Raw genomic sequence first — 16,330 nt, 5'->3', positions numbered from 1 at the left:
AAGGTGTTTTGGGCTGTGTGAGAGAGAATTCAGATGATAAACAGCTTGTTCGGGATTGAAAACAGGATTTGTCTGGCGGCAATAGCGCGGTGGTCCCACCTGACCCCATGCCGAACTCAGCAGTGAAACGCCGTCGCGCCGATGGTAGTGTGGGGTCTCCCCATGCGAGAGTAGGGCACTGCCAGACATCACTTTAGTCAGAAAAGCCATCCCTCACCGGATGGCTTTTTTGCGTTGGGTTTTTTATGGTATTTGGTGATTTTTACGTGTATAAGCCGCCAATATTGCCCTTTCTGATAATGCTAAATAGCCCTTCATTTTTTTAGCTGCCTCCTTATTTTGCCCTGAAATAAGCAGTTCTAGAATATGCGCATTTTTGTCGATATAAGGTGCATACAAAAGCTCAGGGTCATTTAAAATGCCAAAAGCCAGACGGAGTTCAGCAGAGATATTGTGATAGAAAGCAATTAATCTTTCACTGTCAGTTAATTCTACAATTGCGGCATGAAAGTGCATATTTGCTGTGCCGGCACCAATCCAATCCTGTTGCTTGCGGCATTGTTGGGCGACTTCAACGGCTTGTTTCATTTTGGCAACGCCGGGGTGCATTGGATAAGCTTGAGCCAAAGCCTGACATTCAATTAGCTGCCGAACCCGATAGATATCAATAATGGATGCAATATCAGGCGTTGCAACAAATACGCCCCGATTAGGTTCATGTTTCAGCAGCCCTTCTTGCGTAAGAAGACGAAACACTTCACGTAACGTATTTCTTGAAATCTCAAGCTGCTCACTCAGTGTAGCTTCTGATAGTCGTTGTCCCGGTAATAACTCCCCAACAACCAGTTTATTTCTGATGGTTTCGGCGATTCTTTTGCTTAAAATCTGGGGAGAATGGTTTTTTTTCATAGTCATCCGTTAGATTTAATGGCTGATAACAAACACCTTCAAAGCGTATATAAAAGCGGATCTTCACATATTCCCCGATAACCAGCAAGTTACAGCGATTGAACCAATATGGGGCAATATTATGGTGTCAGTTGCACCTAGATTGTGCGTATTGACGATAAATTCAATCGGAAATGTTAATAAAGTGATCTCTATTGGATTTTAAGGATCGATAATACAATTCTATTTGCTTATTTCCTCGTCAGATCTTATTTATTGTTCAACAATATATTCATTCTAATCAAACAATTTTCTTACATGGTTCCACAATGGTACAGGTATTGCTTAGAAAACAATAAATACAATAATGATGACAGGGGAAAATAGCCTATGGCTATGCAGGAAACAGAGAAGCAAGACACGGCAGATTTTGTATCAAATCGGCGTTCGTCTTTGATTGCTGCGATTTTTTTGATGGCGACATCCGCAATTGGGCCGGGGTTTATCACTCAGACAGCGACATTTACTGCGACGATGGGGGCGGCTTTTGCCTTTGGTATCTTAGCCTCGATTTTGATCGACTTTGTGGTACAGCAAAACATTTGGCGAGTTGTCACGTTAACCCGAATGCAATCGGCTGATATTGCTAATGCAGCGATCCCTGGAAGTGGCTACTTGTTGGCTATTTTGGTGATCCTCGGTGGGTTAGTATTTAACATCGGTAATATTGCGGGAGCCGGATTAGGGCTTAATGCCTTGGTGGGATTGGAGCCAAAATGGGGCGGATTATTCAGTGCACTGATGGCAATTTACATTTTTACCTCTCGTCAAGCGGGTGTCGCCATTGATCGTATTATGGTGATATTGGGACTCATCATGATAGGAATGACATTATTTGTTGTAATAGTTTCTAATCCGCCGGTGGGAGAAGCCTTACGACAAACCGTACTGCCTGATGAAATCAATTTTGCGACGATAACAACGATTGTTGGCGGAACGGTTGGTGGTTACATTTGTTATGCAGGCGCCCATCGTTTACTGGATAAAGGTGCGGTGGGCGTTGAAAATATCAACGTTGTTTCCAGTGCCGCAACCAAAGGGATCTTGGTCGTTGGTCTGATGCGATACCTGTTATTTCTTGCTATCTTGGGCGTGGTTGCCAGTGGTTTTACCCTTGATGTGACCAGTGAAACGGCAAACCCTGCCTCACAAGCCTTTCAGATCGCTATTGGTGAATTTGGCTTGCGCATCTTTGGCTTAATTTTTTGGGCTGCGGCAATGACTAGCATTATCGGTGCTGCCTATACTTCCATCTCTTTTTGCAGCGTCTTTCGAAAGCAGTTTACTGAGCGCCAGCGCAATATGGCGACTTTGTTCTTTATTGCCGCATCACTGGCCGTTTATCTCTTAATGGGAACGCCGCCTGCCGCGCTGTTGGTTTTCGCCGGTGGTTTTAATGGACTCATTCTTCCTCTTGGTTTGACCATCTTTGTTTATGTTGGCTGGAAACGCGCCGACTTGATGGCCGGATATGTCTATCCACGCTGGTTGCTGTGGTCAGGCGCGCTGACTTGTGTGCTGACATGGTATATGGCTGTCATGTCTATCGATTCAATCTTTGAGTTTTTGCAATCAGCTTAAGGGGATCATCATGATAAAAACGATCGATTTAAATAGTGATCTGGGTGAAAGTTTTGGTCAATGGCGCATGGGCAACGATGAAGAAATATTGGGGATTGTCAGCAGTGCTAACGTTGCCTGTGGTTTTCATGCGGGTGATCCGGCCGGAATATTGCAGACATTGAAATCGGCACAGAAAAATAATGTCGCAATCGGTGCCCATGTTTCTTATCCCGATCTGGTTGGCTTTGGGCGACGTAAAATGGATATCGCCAGTCATGAACTTACCGCTGATGTTATTTACCAGATTGGCGCCTTACAGGGATTGGCCACGGCGGCAGGCATCAGGGTGAGTTATGTCAAGCCTCATGGCGCACTGTATAACACCATCGCGAATGACAAATATCAGGCGCTTGCTGTTATTGACGGCATTTTGGCGATAGATCCCAACCTGATGTTGGTCGGTTTGGCGGGTTCAAACATGCTCAAGTTGGCTCAGGAAAGAGGGCTGAAAACCATCGCAGAAGCATTTGCTGATCGTGCCTATACCTCACAAGGAGAATTAGTCTCTCGCCGTGAGGCTGGTGCGGTTTTGCATGATGCGGATCTCGTTGCTCAACGCATGTTGCAATTGGTGACAGAAGGAGGGCTTGAGTCCATTGATGGCAAATTTACCCCTATTCAGGCGGATTCGATTTGCGTGCATGGTGACAACCCCGCTGCGGTAGCGATGGCAAAACAGGTCAAAACCGTTTTACAACAGGCGGGAATGACCATTCGGGCATTTATTCATCCATGAGTATGGATCGCATTGATACGGCGAATGATTTAGGGAGATAGCCTTGCGTTTTTTACCTGTTAATTGCAATACCATCATGGTTGAATTGAGTGGATTGGCAGAAACACTGGCTCTGCTTGATTCACTGAATATGTCACCCGTTTTGGGGATTGAAGAAATGATCCCGGCAGCGAGAACGCTGATGATTCGTTTTCGGCCGACAAAAATATCGAGCCAACAGTTGGCGGCAGAAATCCGTCACCGAGACTTGCAAGAGCGTGGTCATGCCACGGGAAAACGGATAGAGATCCCCGTGCATTACACCGGTGATGACCTTGCGTTGGTTGCAGAAATATTGGGGTGTACCGTTCAGGAGGTGATTCATCAACATAGCGAAAATGAATATACCGTCGCCTTCACTGGGTTTGCCCCCGGATTTGCCTATATGGTATCGAATGCCTCGCAGTGGAATATCCCTCGCCGGGAAACCCCCAGAACGCGCATTCCGGCGGGTGCGGTGGCACTGGCGGGAGAGTTCAGCAGCATTTATCCGCAGGCGAGTCCCGGAGGATGGCAAATTATCGGCATGACAACCGAACGTATGTGGGATCTTTCCCGCTCATCTCCTGCCTTATTGCAACCCGGTTATCGGGTTAACTTTCGAGATGCCGGGCGTCGTCCTGCAACAATCAGTTTATCTGAAACTGGCTTACCTGAAACTCGTTTGCCTGAAACGTCTGGCAATAACATAGCGCCTGTTTCAGGGGTGACTTGTCATCTGGAAATCGTGTCGGTGGGATTACAAACCTTATTTCAAGATCTGGGGCGCGTGGGTCAGGCAAAATTGGGCGTCTCGGAATCGGGTGCAATGGACAAAAGCGCCTTGCGCAGTGCAAATCGTATTGTAGGTAATGCCTCTGACCAAGTTTGTCTGGAAATCGTTCAGGGCGGATTTAAAGCGGTCGCCCGTGGGCAGGTGTTGATTGCGATGACGGGGGCGCCCTGTCCAATAGAAATTAAAACGCCATCGGGTGAAATATTCTATGTGAATACTTACCAACCGATTGATCTTAACGAGGGTGACGAAATTTCGTTGGGTATGCCTGTCGCGGGAATGCGTTCTTATTTATCGGTACGCGGAGGTTTCACTGTTCCGGCCATTTTATCCAGTCATTCATTTGATACGTTGTCTAATATCGGGCCTTCCCCATTGAAAATGAATGATAAATTAGCCATCGGTGCAACATCCCACTGCGCCGCGATATCTGTTTCTGAAACGCCGGCTTTTGACATGCCAAATAAAGATGAAACCGTGGTATTGGATATCCTATTTGGTCCTCGTACCGATTGGTTTACGCAAGAATCCATCGACTTATTGAGCAAACAGATTTGGCAGGTCACGCCTCAATCCAATCGAATGGGTCTGAGGCTAAATGGTAAGTGCTCACTCTCTAGAACTAAGCAACAAGAGCTGCCCAGTGAAGGAACGTGTGCAGGGGCAATACAAATTCCTGCCAGCGGGCAGCCTGTGCTGTTTTTGGCTGATCATCCATTGACAGGCGGGTATCCGGTGATTGCCTCAGTCGCAGATTATCATCTCGATCTGGCTGGTCAGATCCCCGTTAATGCCAAAATTCGATTCAATCCCATCAGCCAATTCCATGAAATTCAAGGGAGCCATGATTTGCCATGAACACCACCGTGAATAATTTAAATAATAACCTTAAAAAAGTACTGATTGCTAACCGTGGTGAAATTGCTGTTCGGATCATTCGGGCTTGCCGCGATTATGGAATCCAGACAGTTGCTGTTTATGCGGATGCCGACATCAATGCCCAACATGTCCAATTGGCTGATGAAGCTTATGCCCTGACCGGAAATAGCCCGACGGAAACTTACCTCAATATTCCTCGTTTGTTGGATGTGGCAACGCGTTCTGGCGCAACAATGGTGCATCCAGGCTACGGCTTTTTGTCTGAGCGAGCGGAATTTGCTCAGGCAGTGATAGATGCGGGTTTAATTTGGATTGGCCCTGATCCTGAAACCATCGATGAGCTGGGTGACAAGGTTAAGGCACGTAAAATAGCCCGGAAAGTGGGTGCACCATTGGTTGTTGGAACATCAGAGCCGGTCAGGAATGTACAGGAAGTGGTTGCTTTTGCCGAGCTGCATGGCTTGCCGATTGCCATCAAAGCCGCTTTTGGTGGCGGGGGCCGGGGCCTGAAAGTTGCTTGGCGCATGGATGAAGTCGCAGAACTTTATCACTCAGCGGTACGTGAGGCGACAGCGGCATTTGGTCGTGGCGAATGTTTTATTGAGCAATTTTTGGATAAGCCGCGTCATATTGAAGCACAGGTGATTGCAGATAAACAGGGCAATGTGGTGGTTTTGGGAACACGAGATTGCTCCTTACAGCGCCGTAACCAGAAATTGGTGGAAGAGGCACCGGCGCCATTTTTAACGCAGGAACAAAGAGAACGTATTCATCAGTCAGCCAAGGCCATTTGTGCAGAGGCGAATTATGTGGGAGCGGGGACAGTAGAATTTTTACTTAGCGCAGAGGGGACACTTTCTTTCTTGGAAGTAAATACTCGCTTACAAGTAGAACATCCCGTGACCGAAGAGACGACGGGCTTGGATCTGGTTATTGAACAGTTGCGCATAGCAGAAGGTTATCCGTTAAGCATTCAGGAGACACCGATACCAAGAGGGCACTCGTTTGAATTCCGCATTAATGCGGAAGATGCGGCGAAAGGCTTCCTGCCAATGTCTGGCACAATCACCGAATTTATCCCGCCTTCTGGCCCCGGTATTCGTCTGGACTCTGGGGTGATTAACGGTTCCACCATTCCGGCAACCTTTGATTCACTCATGGCAAAATTGATTGTCACCGGGGCAAACCGGGAGCAGGCCATTGTTCGGGCACGTCGGGCATTGAACGAGTTTAAGCTCCGTGGCGTAGCCTCTGTTTTGCCTTTCCATCAAGCGGTAATGGAGCACCCTGATTTTATTTCTGATGAGACATTCAATGTTCATACGCGTTGGATTGAAACAGATTTTGTGAATGAGCTGGCGGCTTCGCTCCGCCAGTTGCCGATTGAAGATAAAAATATTACCCGCACGTTTATTGAGATTGATGGCCGCAGGCATGAATTAGGCTTGCCTGCGGGTTTATTGACGGGATTGGCACATTTAGCCCCTGTTGGTGAACAGCCATCTTCCCAATCTGCCATCAAGGAAAAACCGGCGGAAGATCACCGTCAGGTCAAAGCCCCTATTTCCGGTATCCTGCATTCCTGGGTGGTTAAAGAAGGCGAGCAAGTCAGTGAGGGCGATGTGATTGCCGTGATGGAAGCCATGAAAATGGAAGTACAAATCCATGCGCATTGTGCAGGAAAAATCACATTCTGTGCCCAGTCCGGCGATTATCAGGATGCAGAGTCCGTTCTGGCGCAGATAGAGTAGTGATATCGAGCAGTTATCTTGGTTAAAACAGCAGGATCGGTTGATCCTGCCTTCCGCACCCAGATATATCCCAACCCGCCTTTAAAGTTATTTACATTTCTCATAGAAATGTAAATAATAATGCTTCTCAATAGTATCTTTGCTTAAAAATAAATGACTAAAATTACCCAAATTTACGCTAGCCTAGCGAAAAATGGCCTGTGTGTTCCTTTGATGTCCGCATCGATGCTGACAGTCGCTCTCTCTGCCAACGCATTTGCAACCACCGAAGAATCAACCAAAAAATCAACAGCAATTGGCGATACACTCGTTGTTATTGCAGATAACAATGCAGAACCAGAGAGTGGAAAAGTCAACCGTAACGAAATTAAAGTCAGACAGGCACAAAGTGTCGGTGAGATTTTAAAAAATGTACCGGGCGTCCAAGCGGGTCACCCCAGCGCTTTAGGGCAGCGCTTTAAAATCCGTGGCATGGATGATCAATTTATCAATATTTCTATTGATGGTGCAAGGCAAGAGGGATATCACTTCCATCATTCGGGTAGCTACGGCATCGATCCTGAAATGCTGAAGCAAATTGATGTCAGTGTTGGTACTAACAGCATTACCTATGATACCGGCGCCCTTGGCGGTGCATTAAAATTTGAAACCGTTGATGCGGGTGACTTATTAGCGCCGGGCCAATTATTTGGTGCAAAAGGCAAATTAAGCTATGTCAGCAATGGTTCTGAGTTCCAGCAATCTTTAGCAACTTATGGCAGAGTAGGCGCTGTTGATTTATTGGGCTACTTTAACCACCGTGATATTAATGATGCTGAATCGGGTCGGGATAGCCGCGGAAGAAGCTCAATTCCTACCGATGGCAAACTGGTTAATTATTTATTAAAAGCGAAATTCAATCTGACGGATGAGCAGTACCTCACTGTATCCAAAGAACATTATAAGAATGATGCAGAAACTAATTTCCGATTGAATTTTGGTTCGGATATCAATAAAGGGAGAAAAGGAAAGTACACTTCAGAGCGTGATGCGTATAATCTCACTTACCGATATGTTCCTGTCGATAATGATTTCATTGATTTAAAAATTTCGGCCTATCACACCGAACAAAGCTTCAACCATATGAGAGAAGTCGGTGGGCCTGGAAAGGGATTTGACAGTATTGTTGAAACCCAAGGTATCAGGGCGCGTAATGTCTCTAATTTTGATACCCAGAAATTATCCCATGTTTTAACTTATGGGTATGAATATTTTGATACCAGAATGGCATACACTGATGTATCAGAAAATGTCCACAAAAAAGCGGTAGAAACCGGAAAATCATCATCTGTTTATCTGGAAGATGATATTCAACTGGCTAATTTCCATGTCATACCGGGTGTCAGATGGGATCATTACCAATACAACACAATTAATAAAAACCTTGAACCTTTTGAGAGAACCTATGCCCGTATCTCAAAAGCACTGGGTTTGAAATACGAACTGGGTGCGTCAACCACATTATTTGCCAATTATACCGAACTCTTCAGGGGGCCGTTGGGCAAAGAAATTGGTTTGGGGCCAAGCAATCACAATGCTAATTTGAAAGCGACAACAGGGTACAACTTAGAAACGGGTGTAGCGGGAACCTATTCGAGTGTTTTTGCTGAGAATGACTCATTCACTGTCATCGGTAAAGTCTTCCAGACCAACTTCAAAGACCTGTCTACGACCTTAGCTAAGAGAAGACTGGACAACATTCCTAAATCCAGACTGGAAGGGTTTGAATTAGCAACCAAATATAAACTGGATAACTGGTCTTTAAGAGCGACTTACGCCAAAGCGAATAATAAAATCGTGCGAGGCAATGAGTTGTTTGACAGAAGAGTAGAGTTCACACCAACTATTGGTGATTCTTTCACCGTTGGCGGGAGCTACTTGTTTGATAGAACTGACATTGAACTCGGTTGGAATTCCCGTTTTATCCGTTCAGCAAACGCAAAAGGAACGGATAGTGGTCAGGTTGTGAATGTACGTAAACCAGGCTACGGCGTCAGTGATATGTATATTTCCTGGGCGCCGAAAGCGGGCACATTCAAAAACACCGAAATTCAGCTTGGTATCGATAATATCTTCGATAAACGTTACAACGAGCAGTCTTACTATCTGAATACGTATCAAGGGCAGGAAGAGAAAGGCCGCGCTTATAAAGCGACAATTTCTTATAAGTTCTGATAAAAGTAGCAAGATATTCTGTTAATAAAAAGTCTGCGGGTAAACCGCAGACTTTTTTCAAAATGATCCTTATCGTTATCGCAACAACTATCTATCGCAACAACTATCGCCACTACAGCGTAACAACCCCAATCAAAGCGATAACCGTCAAAATCGCGGCGGCACCATAAAACACCCACTTGCTGGCCGGAACAGGGATTTGCAGGTCGTGCATACCGTGATGCAAACGGTGCAGGCCACACCATAAGGGCAGGCTAATCATCAACAGCAAAAAGAGGCGGCCAATAAAACTCTGACAAAATGTCAGGATGCGTTCATAAGACAGCGCGTCGGGGGCCAATCCCAGCGGCAGTAAGATACCCAGCAGCAGGATAATGGCTGGACCAACGATGGCACTCCACATACCACCGGCACCAAACAGACCCCAGAAAATCGGCTCATCGGAACGCTTAGGGACTTGATTCATCAGATCCTCCTTGGGGTTAGAAAAACCGTGCCACGCCGAGAATGACGGCGGTAGCAATAAGCGTGATTGCCCATAACAGCGTGATAACCGGCCCCGGCGACATTTTTTCATTTCGGACGATAATATTGAGTGCCTTGGGTGCCAGTTCAAACCAGGTTTTGGTATGCAGCAACGCCGCCAGCAGCGTGATGATATTAATCAGCAACACCAGCGGGTTTTGCAGAAAGGAGACAAACCCTGCCCAGCTTTCCGGGCCACCTTTCAGGGCAAACAGACCGTAAAGCACCAAAACACTGAACCAAACGGTGGGAATGGCGGTTCCTTCACGCAACATATAGAAGCGATAAAAACCCAGCTTCCGCCACCAATTCGCTTCCATACCACGCACATAAGGCTTACGTTTCGTCGTCATTACTCTCTCCTCCCTTATTGTGGTTTCAGCATGGCGATAAGGAAATCTTTGGCGCTTTCTGCCTTGCTCTGCTGGATCGCCCCGGCGGGATCGACATGTTTCGGGCACACTTCAGAGCAGTAACCGACAAAAGTACAAGACCAGACTCCATTATCACTGTTGATTTGTGGCATACGTGCTTTTTTGCCGTGGTCGCGGCTATCAAGGTTATAGCGGTGTGCCAGTGTGACCGCTGCCGGCCCGATAAATTCAGGATTCAGGCCGAATTGGGGACAGGCGGCATAGCACAGGCCACAATTGATACAGCCGGAAAACTGATGATATTTCGCCATCTGGGCCGGTGTCTGCACGTTCGGGCCATCGGCGGGTTTGCGATCATTGCCAATAATATAGGGCTTGATCGCTTCCAGACTCTCAATAAAGTGAGTCATATCGACCACTAAATCCCGCTCAATGGGGAAGTTGCCCAGTGCTTCGACTTTCATGCCTTCGGCCATTCCCTGGGACATTCCTTGGGTATAGTCGCGCAGGAACGTTTTACAGGCCAGTTTCGGTACACGGTTGACCATCATGCCGCAGGAGCCACAGATTGCCATGCGGCAAGACCAGCGGTAAGAGAGGTCAGGCGCCAGATTGTCCTTGATGTAACCCAAGGCATCCAACAGTGACGTTTGCTCATCGTAAGGCACTTCATAAGTGACGAAATAGGGTTCACTGTCAATTTCCGGGTTATAGCGCATGACTTCCATGTTCATACTTTTCATCTCAGCCATTCGCTTGCTCCTTCTGTGCTTTCTCTTGTGCCGCCGCTTCACCCCCATAGACGCGTTTTGCGGGTTGAGACTTGGTGATCTTCACCTCACTGTATTGCAGGCGCGGGGCACCTTCTGGGTTATAGAACGCCAGCGTATGTTTCAGGAAATTCTCATCATCACGTTCGGTACAACCTTCATCAAGACGTTGGTGGGCGCCACGGGACTCTTTACGATTCATGGCGGAATGGGCCATACATTCAGCGACATCCAAACCAAAGCCTAATTCGATGGTGTAGAGCAGATCGGTATTAAAGACACGGGAACGGTCGCTGATTGCGATATGTTTGAAGCGTTCTTTCAGTTCGGCAATTTTGTCGATAGTTTTCTGCATCAGCGCGGGTGTACGGTAAATGCCGCAGCCTTCTTCCATTGAAGTGCCCAGTTCATCGCGGATTTTCGCCCAGTTTTCGCCGCCTTCCTGATTCAGCAATTTATTGAGTTTATCTTCAACATCACGGGCCTGGGCATCCAGTGCGCTGTCATTGGCGGGTTTCACGGCCTGAATATGTTTGACCGCTTCTTCACCGGCCAGCCGGCCAAATACAACCAATTCAGCCAGCGAGTTAGAGCCGAGGCGGTTTGCACCATGCAGGCCCACAGAAGAACACTCCCCGACAGCAAATAATCCCGTGATGCGGGTTTCGCCCCGTTGATCCGCTTCGATGCCACCCATGGTGTAATGTGCGGTTGGACGAACAGGAATGGGCTCTTTGACCGGATCAACGCCGACATAAGCTTTTGCCAGCTCACAGATAAACGGCAGGCGTTCGAGCAATTTTTTCTCACCCAAATGGCGCAAATCCAGATGGACGACATCACCACGTGGCGTGGCGATGGTGCGGCCTGCCTGCCACTCATGCCAGAAGGCTTGGGAGACTTTATCGCGCGGGCCTAATTCCATGTATTTGTTCTCAGGATGGCCAAGCGGGGTTTCTGGCCCCAAGCCATAATCCTGTAGATAACGATACCCCTCCTTGTTTACCAGAATCCCGCCTTCACCACGACAGCCTTCGGTCATCAAAATACCGGAACCGGGCAGGCCGGTTGGGTGATATTGCACGAACTCCATATCGCGCAAGGGAACGCCGTGGCGGAATGCGATCCCCATGCCGTCACCCGTGACAATGCCGCCATTGGTGTTATAACGGTAGACACGTCCGGCGCCGCCGGTGGCCATAATGACCGCGTTGGCGCGGATCTGAACTTTCGTTCCTTCCATCATATTCAGCGCCACTAATCCGCGCACTTGTCCTCCATCTACCAAAATATCGAGAACAAAATGCTCATCAAAGCGCTGGATTTGCGGGTACTTCAGTGAAGTCTGGAACAGCGTATGGAGCATATGAAAGCCGGTTTTATCAGCGGCAAACCATGTGCGTTCAATTTTCATGCCGCCGAAACGACGCACGTTCACCGAGCCATCGTCTTTGCGGCTCCACGGGCAGCCCCATTGTTCCAGTTGGATCATTTCTGTCGGACAATGTTTAACAAAATACTCAACCACATCTTGTTCACACAGCCAGTCACCACCGGATACGGTGTCATTGAAGTGAAAGTCATAGGAATCGTGCGACTGAGTGACGGCGGCTGATCCCCCTTCTGCGGCCACAGTATGGCTACGCATAGGGTAAACTTTTGAGATTAAGGCAATTTTAAGTTGAGGATGGGTTTCAGCAGCGGCGATGGCAGCTCGCAGCCCTGCACCACCGGCTCCGATAATTGCAAGGTCGACATTGAAGGTTTGCACTGCTCTTCTCCATTGTTCAAGTGGGAGCAAACAAAGTAAATAAAAATAATGAGTTAATTTCACTATCCGTTACTTTTTGTATGGTTTAATTATAGCGAATAATCCGGTGGCTAAATTTGATTTGAATGCGGATTTTGTGGAGTTTTACCGGTAAAAGGTGATCTGAAGCATGTTTTTATGTATTTGTGTTTTATATTCCGGAATGAAGATAACACATTAAACTTATTAATCAGGCAGGATGTAAATACATGGGGGGTATTGAAATAAATAATCAAATAATGCCGCAATAAAATAAAAAGTGTTTATTAAATAAGCCCATTAATCACAGGCTGTTTTTCTATTATATTGAAATGTCATTTTATACATGATTTTTTTGAATGAATACATAAGAAGAATATAAAGGTTATTCAATCTGACGAATTGAATAAGCATGATAACCTAATCATCCAAATGTTTTTTGACATGAGAAAAATAATACACTAACTTATACAAATAGCATTCCGGAATTGTAGGTCACTTGCTTAACCCCTTGTTCTGCGAGGAGTCATGAATCCTTATAACTTGCGGGTGTCACCATGATGAAAAATTATTTATAACCGGTAATAAATAATGCCTTTCTATTATAAGGAGAATAAAGGGTTATGTTTTTATGGGATTTTAATTTTTAATTTAATGACATGAAGTTTTTGCATAACGACTTGATTAAAAGGTAATGATATGAATATTAAAGATAAACCTTGTTTGCCAGAGACGTCAAACACAAATGGATATACCACAGAGTATTTCAATCTAAGAGTTTGTAGGTTACAGATTTACTCTCTGGATCGTTATAATAATAATGTTAGAATCACCGTTTATAGTGAATTATATAAGTATATTTATTTTGAATTAAAATACCCTCATGAAGAGATAAGAGGAATTGCAACATATGCAGGGTTATTGAATGCCTTAGTGAAAGGAGATAAGGTAAAAATAAAAGCCACTACACAGCCGGCCAGTCAGGGAATGGCTTTAATTGAAAGCGTTGAATTTTTTCCAAAAAATTAAAATAACGCATTTTCTTATAACTGAAAAATAACTTTAAGGAATAATAATATGAACAGCAATGATAAATCAGAAAAAATAACATCAGATAATAGAGTGAAAAGTGGAGAAGTCATTGTTAACGATGCGGAAATTACTTTTTTGGAGACTGGTTTTTCAGGTAATAATATTAATTTTAGGTTTAAGACGCCAAAAATATCGTATGATATCGATTACCATCTTGTATATCCTGAGCAGCAGATAGGTGGAGGTGGGATATATCTCACACTACTGTCAGCATTAACCCATTCATTGACTGTATCCTTAAACCTTGTTGGAATTGGTTACATTTCAGGAATTATGATTGAAACGCCAGATATGGATGTTCCCCCTGACCCGAATCCTCCTTGGTCTGAAGATGATAGATAAGGAATATTTTATCCGCTTGTATCACCGAGAATGGCAGGAGAAAATGCGTTCTACCCATTTGGTGTTGAAAATTTGTCTGGCGGCCTTGATATGAGTAAACTGCGCGTTTTGTTTTATTTTGGAGTCATAGGAATATGAACGAAATCGCGAATTGGCAGCCAAGTGCCCCTATCGCCAATTTATTGAAAAGGGCGGAAATCTTAGCAGAAATACGGCGCTTTTTCGCAGATCGTGGGGTGTTAGAAGTTGAAACGCCTGCCATGAGTCAGGCGACTGTCACCGACGTTCATCTGGTCCCTTTCAAGACACAGTTTGTTGGGCCGGGAGCGGCAGATGGTTTGACTCTGTACCTGATGACTAGCCCTGAATACCATATGAAGCGCCTGCTGGCCGCCGGCAGTGGTTCCATTTATCAGATGGGGAAAAGTTTCCGTAATGAGGAAGCTGGTCGTCATCACAATCCCGAGTTTACGATGCTGGAATGGTATCGCCCGCACTACGACATGTATCGCCTGATGAATGAAGTGGATGATTTGTTGCAACAGATTTTGGATTGTGAAAGTGCTGAATCACTTTCTTACCAACAGGCCTTCGTGCGATATCTGGGGATTGATCCCCTGACTGCAAGCAAAGAAAAATTGCGTGAAGTGGCGGCGAAACTCGATCTCAGCAATATCGCTGATCAGGAGGAAGATCGGGATACCTTATTGCAGCTACTTTTCGTCATGGGGGTAGAAACCCAGATTGGTATTGAGAAGCCCACATTTATCTATCACTTCCCTGCCTCTCAAGCGGCATTGGCTGAAATCAGCAAGGAAGATCATCGTGTTGCGGAGCGTTTTGAAGTCTATTTCAAGGGCATGGAGTTAGCGAATGGTTTTCGTGAACTGACTGACAGCCATGAACAGCGCCTGCGTTTTGAACAGGATAACCGTAAGCGTGAAGCGATGGGGTTGCCGGTTCAACCCATTGATGAATACCTGCTTGCTGCCCTTGCTCACGGGATGCCTGAATGTGCCGGTGTCGCATTGGGGGTGGATCGCCTGATTATGCTGGCGTTGGGTGCTGAACGGATCAGTGAGGTGATTGCTTTTCCTGTGGGAATTTCGTAACACAATGACTCACGTTATCTACCGGAATCACGAGAGGGGCAGTCTTGGACTGCCCTCTGTTTTTTTACATGATTCTTTTTACATGATCCGCATTGTGACATGACTCGTACTGATCATTTATGTTCGTGATGTTTTCTCAGGAACTTCACGGCCAAATCAGGGAAATCGGTGAATGCACCATCAACATTGGCCTTGTCGAAAACGATATCGAACAATTGGTTACCGCTGGTGGCATATTTTGGCAATTGATCGATACGGATAGTATAGGGATGTACCGCCATATGGCTGGCGTGAGCCTCTTTTACCATGCCCGTCAGTTTAATGTGGTTTGGCGTGGAGTCACTGGCGATAAGCATATGGTAATCAGGGCCGATTCCATCCGCATATTTTGCGACTTTTTTCATTGCGCCGGGTTTAAACATCCAGTCATAGCTATAATTTTGCCATGTGCCATCGGGCTTCTGTTCGTAAGTTTCGTTCCAGTCGGTATAAGCGATAAGCTGAATCAGTTTCAGATCCATCCCCAATTTCGGTTCCAGCTCATTTTTAATGCGTTTGAGTTCATTGGCATCAAAGCATTGCAGGTAAACTTTATCGCTCTTTCGGGTGTAGCCATATTGTTTCAGGACGTCCAACACCTTGCTTGTGATATCTTTGCCTTCCTGTCGATGGAACCACGGTGCCTTAATTTCAGGGTAGATACCAATGTCTTTGCCCGTGGATTTATTCAGGCCTTGAATAAACTCAAGCTCTTCCTGAAAGGTATGAATGTGGAAATCGGATTTTCCCATCGGGAAACGCCCAGGATAGCTCTGGACTTTTTTGCCATCCTTGATATCAAAACCCTCAGTAAATTTTAGTGACTTAATTTCTGGCAGGGTAAAGTCGATAGCATAATAACGGCCGTCAGCCCGAGCGCGGTTCGGGAACCGTTCTGCGACATCCGTGACGCGATCAAGATAGTGGTCGTGCAGTACAATAAGTTGGTCATCTTTCGTCATGACCAGATCTTGCTCAAGATAATCCGCACCTTGTGCATAGGCCAGAGCCTTGGCGGGTAAGGTATGTTCAGGCAAATAGCCACTGGCACCACGATGGGCGATAACAATCTTATCTGCTGCATGGGCAATACCTGACATTGATGAAGCTAACAAAATACCGGCCATAATTGCCTTGATGGGGGTCTGCATTTGGGATTCTCCATTTATTCTAATAAAAACCTTAAACAAAAAAGGATGTTACTTACCGTGTTACTGATTTTTCGTCAGCAGCCAGAAAAATAGGGTGGTAACAAGCTGCTTTCGTCTTGCGATCTGCAACTTGAAGTTTATAGGGTATATATCTAATCTTATTCTAGCTGT

General features: G+C 46.0%; 14 protein-coding genes and 1 rRNA gene. 9 read left to right on the top strand and 6 right to left on the bottom strand.

The annotated features are described in order from the left end of the window. Positions 1–71 precede the first annotated feature (71 nt). Positions 72–187, top strand: a 5S ribosomal RNA gene (rrf, locus tag PSI17_RS13775). A 56-nt stretch (positions 188–243) separates the two neighbouring features. Here rrf and PSI17_RS13770 read toward each other — a convergent pair. Continuing rightward, positions 244–909 (bottom strand): GntR family transcriptional regulator, encoded by a 666-nt coding sequence (locus PSI17_RS13770; RefSeq protein ID WP_273552515.1) that lies wholly within the window; start codon positions 907–909, stop codon positions 244–246. A 369-nt stretch (positions 910–1,278) separates the two neighbouring features. Between PSI17_RS13770 and PSI17_RS13765 the strand changes: the two genes are divergently transcribed. The 5 genes from PSI17_RS13765 to PSI17_RS13745 all read left to right on the top strand — a co-directional run bounded on the left by PSI17_RS13765 (position 1,279) and on the right by PSI17_RS13745 (position 8,965). Next, the gene (locus PSI17_RS13765; protein WP_273552514.1) at positions 1,279–2,529 is read left to right on the top strand and encodes an NRAMP family divalent metal transporter; all 1,251 of its coding nucleotides are present in this window, start codon (positions 1,279–1,281) and stop codon (positions 2,527–2,529) included. A gap of 10 nt (positions 2,530–2,539) precedes the next feature. Then, a complete protein-coding gene (locus PSI17_RS13760) occupies positions 2,540–3,307 on the top strand; it encodes a LamB/YcsF family protein (RefSeq protein ID WP_273552513.1) in 768 nt (255 codons plus the stop codon). A 43-nt stretch (positions 3,308–3,350) separates the two neighbouring features. Beyond that, on the top strand, positions 3,351–4,979 hold the full coding sequence (locus tag PSI17_RS13755) for a 5-oxoprolinase/urea amidolyase family protein (RefSeq protein WP_273552512.1): 1,629 nt from the start codon (positions 3,351–3,353) through the stop codon (positions 4,977–4,979). Next, a complete protein-coding gene (locus tag PSI17_RS13750) occupies positions 4,976–6,751 on the top strand; it encodes an acetyl/propionyl/methylcrotonyl-CoA carboxylase subunit alpha (protein ID WP_273552511.1) in 1,776 nt (591 codons plus the stop codon). Before PSI17_RS13755 ends, PSI17_RS13750 begins: the two co-directional genes overlap by 4 nt. Before the next feature lie 153 nt (positions 6,752–6,904). Beyond that, positions 6,905–8,965 (top strand): TonB-dependent receptor domain-containing protein, encoded by a 2,061-nt coding sequence (locus PSI17_RS13745; RefSeq protein ID WP_273552510.1) that lies wholly within the window; start codon positions 6,905–6,907, stop codon positions 8,963–8,965. 112 nt (positions 8,966–9,077) lie between these two features. Here PSI17_RS13745 and frdD read toward each other — a convergent pair whose 3' ends face one another. The 4 genes from frdD to frdA are packed head-to-tail and all read right to left on the bottom strand — an operon-like array spanning position 9,078 to position 12,405. Further along, positions 9,078–9,434 carry a fumarate reductase subunit FrdD gene (gene frdD, locus PSI17_RS13740; protein WP_273552516.1) on the bottom strand — a complete coding sequence of 119 codons (357 nt, stop codon included), beginning with the start codon at positions 9,432–9,434 and terminating at the stop codon, positions 9,078–9,080. A 13-nt stretch (positions 9,435–9,447) separates the two neighbouring features. After that, entirely contained in the window at positions 9,448–9,843 is a 396-nt protein-coding gene (gene frdC / locus PSI17_RS13735) for a fumarate reductase subunit FrdC (RefSeq protein ID WP_273552509.1), read from the bottom strand. A gap of 14 nt (positions 9,844–9,857) precedes the next feature. After that, the gene (locus PSI17_RS13730; protein ID WP_273552508.1) at positions 9,858–10,616 is read right to left on the bottom strand and encodes a succinate dehydrogenase/fumarate reductase iron-sulfur subunit; all 759 of its coding nucleotides are present in this window, start codon (positions 10,614–10,616) and stop codon (positions 9,858–9,860) included. Beyond that, on the bottom strand, positions 10,609–12,405 hold the full coding sequence (gene frdA / locus PSI17_RS13725; protein WP_273552507.1) for a fumarate reductase (quinol) flavoprotein subunit: 1,797 nt from the start codon (positions 12,403–12,405) through the stop codon (positions 10,609–10,611). The genes PSI17_RS13730 and frdA overlap by 8 nt, the downstream gene beginning before the upstream one ends. A gap of 717 nt (positions 12,406–13,122) precedes the next feature. Between frdA and PSI17_RS13720 the strand changes: the two genes are divergently transcribed. The 3 genes from PSI17_RS13720 (at position 13,123) to epmA (ending at position 14,969) form a co-directional block, all read left to right on the top strand. Next, positions 13,123–13,452 (top strand): hypothetical protein, encoded by a 330-nt coding sequence (locus PSI17_RS13720; protein WP_273552506.1) that lies wholly within the window; start codon positions 13,123–13,125, stop codon positions 13,450–13,452. 48 nt (positions 13,453–13,500) lie between these two features. Continuing rightward, the gene (locus tag PSI17_RS13715; protein ID WP_273552505.1) at positions 13,501–13,857 is read left to right on the top strand and encodes a hypothetical protein; all 357 of its coding nucleotides are present in this window, start codon (positions 13,501–13,503) and stop codon (positions 13,855–13,857) included. A 134-nt stretch (positions 13,858–13,991) separates the two neighbouring features. Further along, a complete protein-coding gene (gene epmA, locus PSI17_RS13710) occupies positions 13,992–14,969 on the top strand; it encodes an elongation factor P--(R)-beta-lysine ligase (protein ID WP_273552504.1) in 978 nt (325 codons plus the stop codon). Between the two features lie 113 nt (positions 14,970–15,082). Here the strand turns inward: epmA and glpQ are convergent, their stop codons facing one another. After that, positions 15,083–16,159 (bottom strand): glycerophosphodiester phosphodiesterase, encoded by a 1,077-nt coding sequence (glpQ, locus tag PSI17_RS13705; RefSeq protein ID WP_273552503.1) that lies wholly within the window; start codon positions 16,157–16,159, stop codon positions 15,083–15,085. Positions 16,160–16,330 lie beyond the last annotated feature (171 nt).

The sequence above is a fragment of the Xenorhabdus sp. IM139775 genome (assembly GCF_028598745.1).
GTDB lineage: Bacteria > Pseudomonadota > Gammaproteobacteria > Enterobacterales > Enterobacteriaceae > Xenorhabdus.
The sequence above is the reverse complement of the archived record's forward strand: the minus strand, read 5'-3'. Positions and strand labels throughout refer to the sequence as shown.

Excerpts from the sequence above, each read along its gene's own strand:
- PSI17_RS13770 (WP_273552515.1), bottom strand. The coding sequence starts at position 909 with ATGAAAAAAAACCATTCTCCCCAGATTTTAAGCAAAAGAATCGCCGAA.
- PSI17_RS13765 (WP_273552514.1), top strand. The coding sequence starts at position 1,279 with ATGGCTATGCAGGAAACAGAGAAGCAAGACACGGCAGATTTTGTATCA.
- PSI17_RS13760 (WP_273552513.1), top strand. The coding sequence starts at position 2,540 with ATGATAAAAACGATCGATTTAAATAGTGATCTGGGTGAAAGTTTTGGT.
- PSI17_RS13750 (WP_273552511.1), top strand. The coding sequence starts at position 4,976 with ATGAACACCACCGTGAATAATTTAAATAATAACCTTAAAAAAGTACTG.
- PSI17_RS13745 (WP_273552510.1), top strand. The coding sequence starts at position 6,905 with ATGACTAAAATTACCCAAATTTACGCTAGCCTAGCGAAAAATGGCCTG.
- frdC (WP_273552509.1), bottom strand. The coding sequence starts at position 9,843 with ATGACGACGAAACGTAAGCCTTATGTGCGTGGTATGGAAGCGAATTGG.
- PSI17_RS13730 (WP_273552508.1), bottom strand. The coding sequence starts at position 10,616 with ATGGCTGAGATGAAAAGTATGAACATGGAAGTCATGCGCTATAACCCG.
- PSI17_RS13720 (WP_273552506.1), top strand. The coding sequence starts at position 13,123 with ATGAATATTAAAGATAAACCTTGTTTGCCAGAGACGTCAAACACAAAT.
- PSI17_RS13715 (WP_273552505.1), top strand. The coding sequence starts at position 13,501 with ATGAACAGCAATGATAAATCAGAAAAAATAACATCAGATAATAGAGTG.
- epmA (WP_273552504.1), top strand. The coding sequence starts at position 13,992 with ATGAACGAAATCGCGAATTGGCAGCCAAGTGCCCCTATCGCCAATTTA.
- glpQ (WP_273552503.1), bottom strand. The coding sequence starts at position 16,159 with ATGCAGACCCCCATCAAGGCAATTATGGCCGGTATTTTGTTAGCTTCA.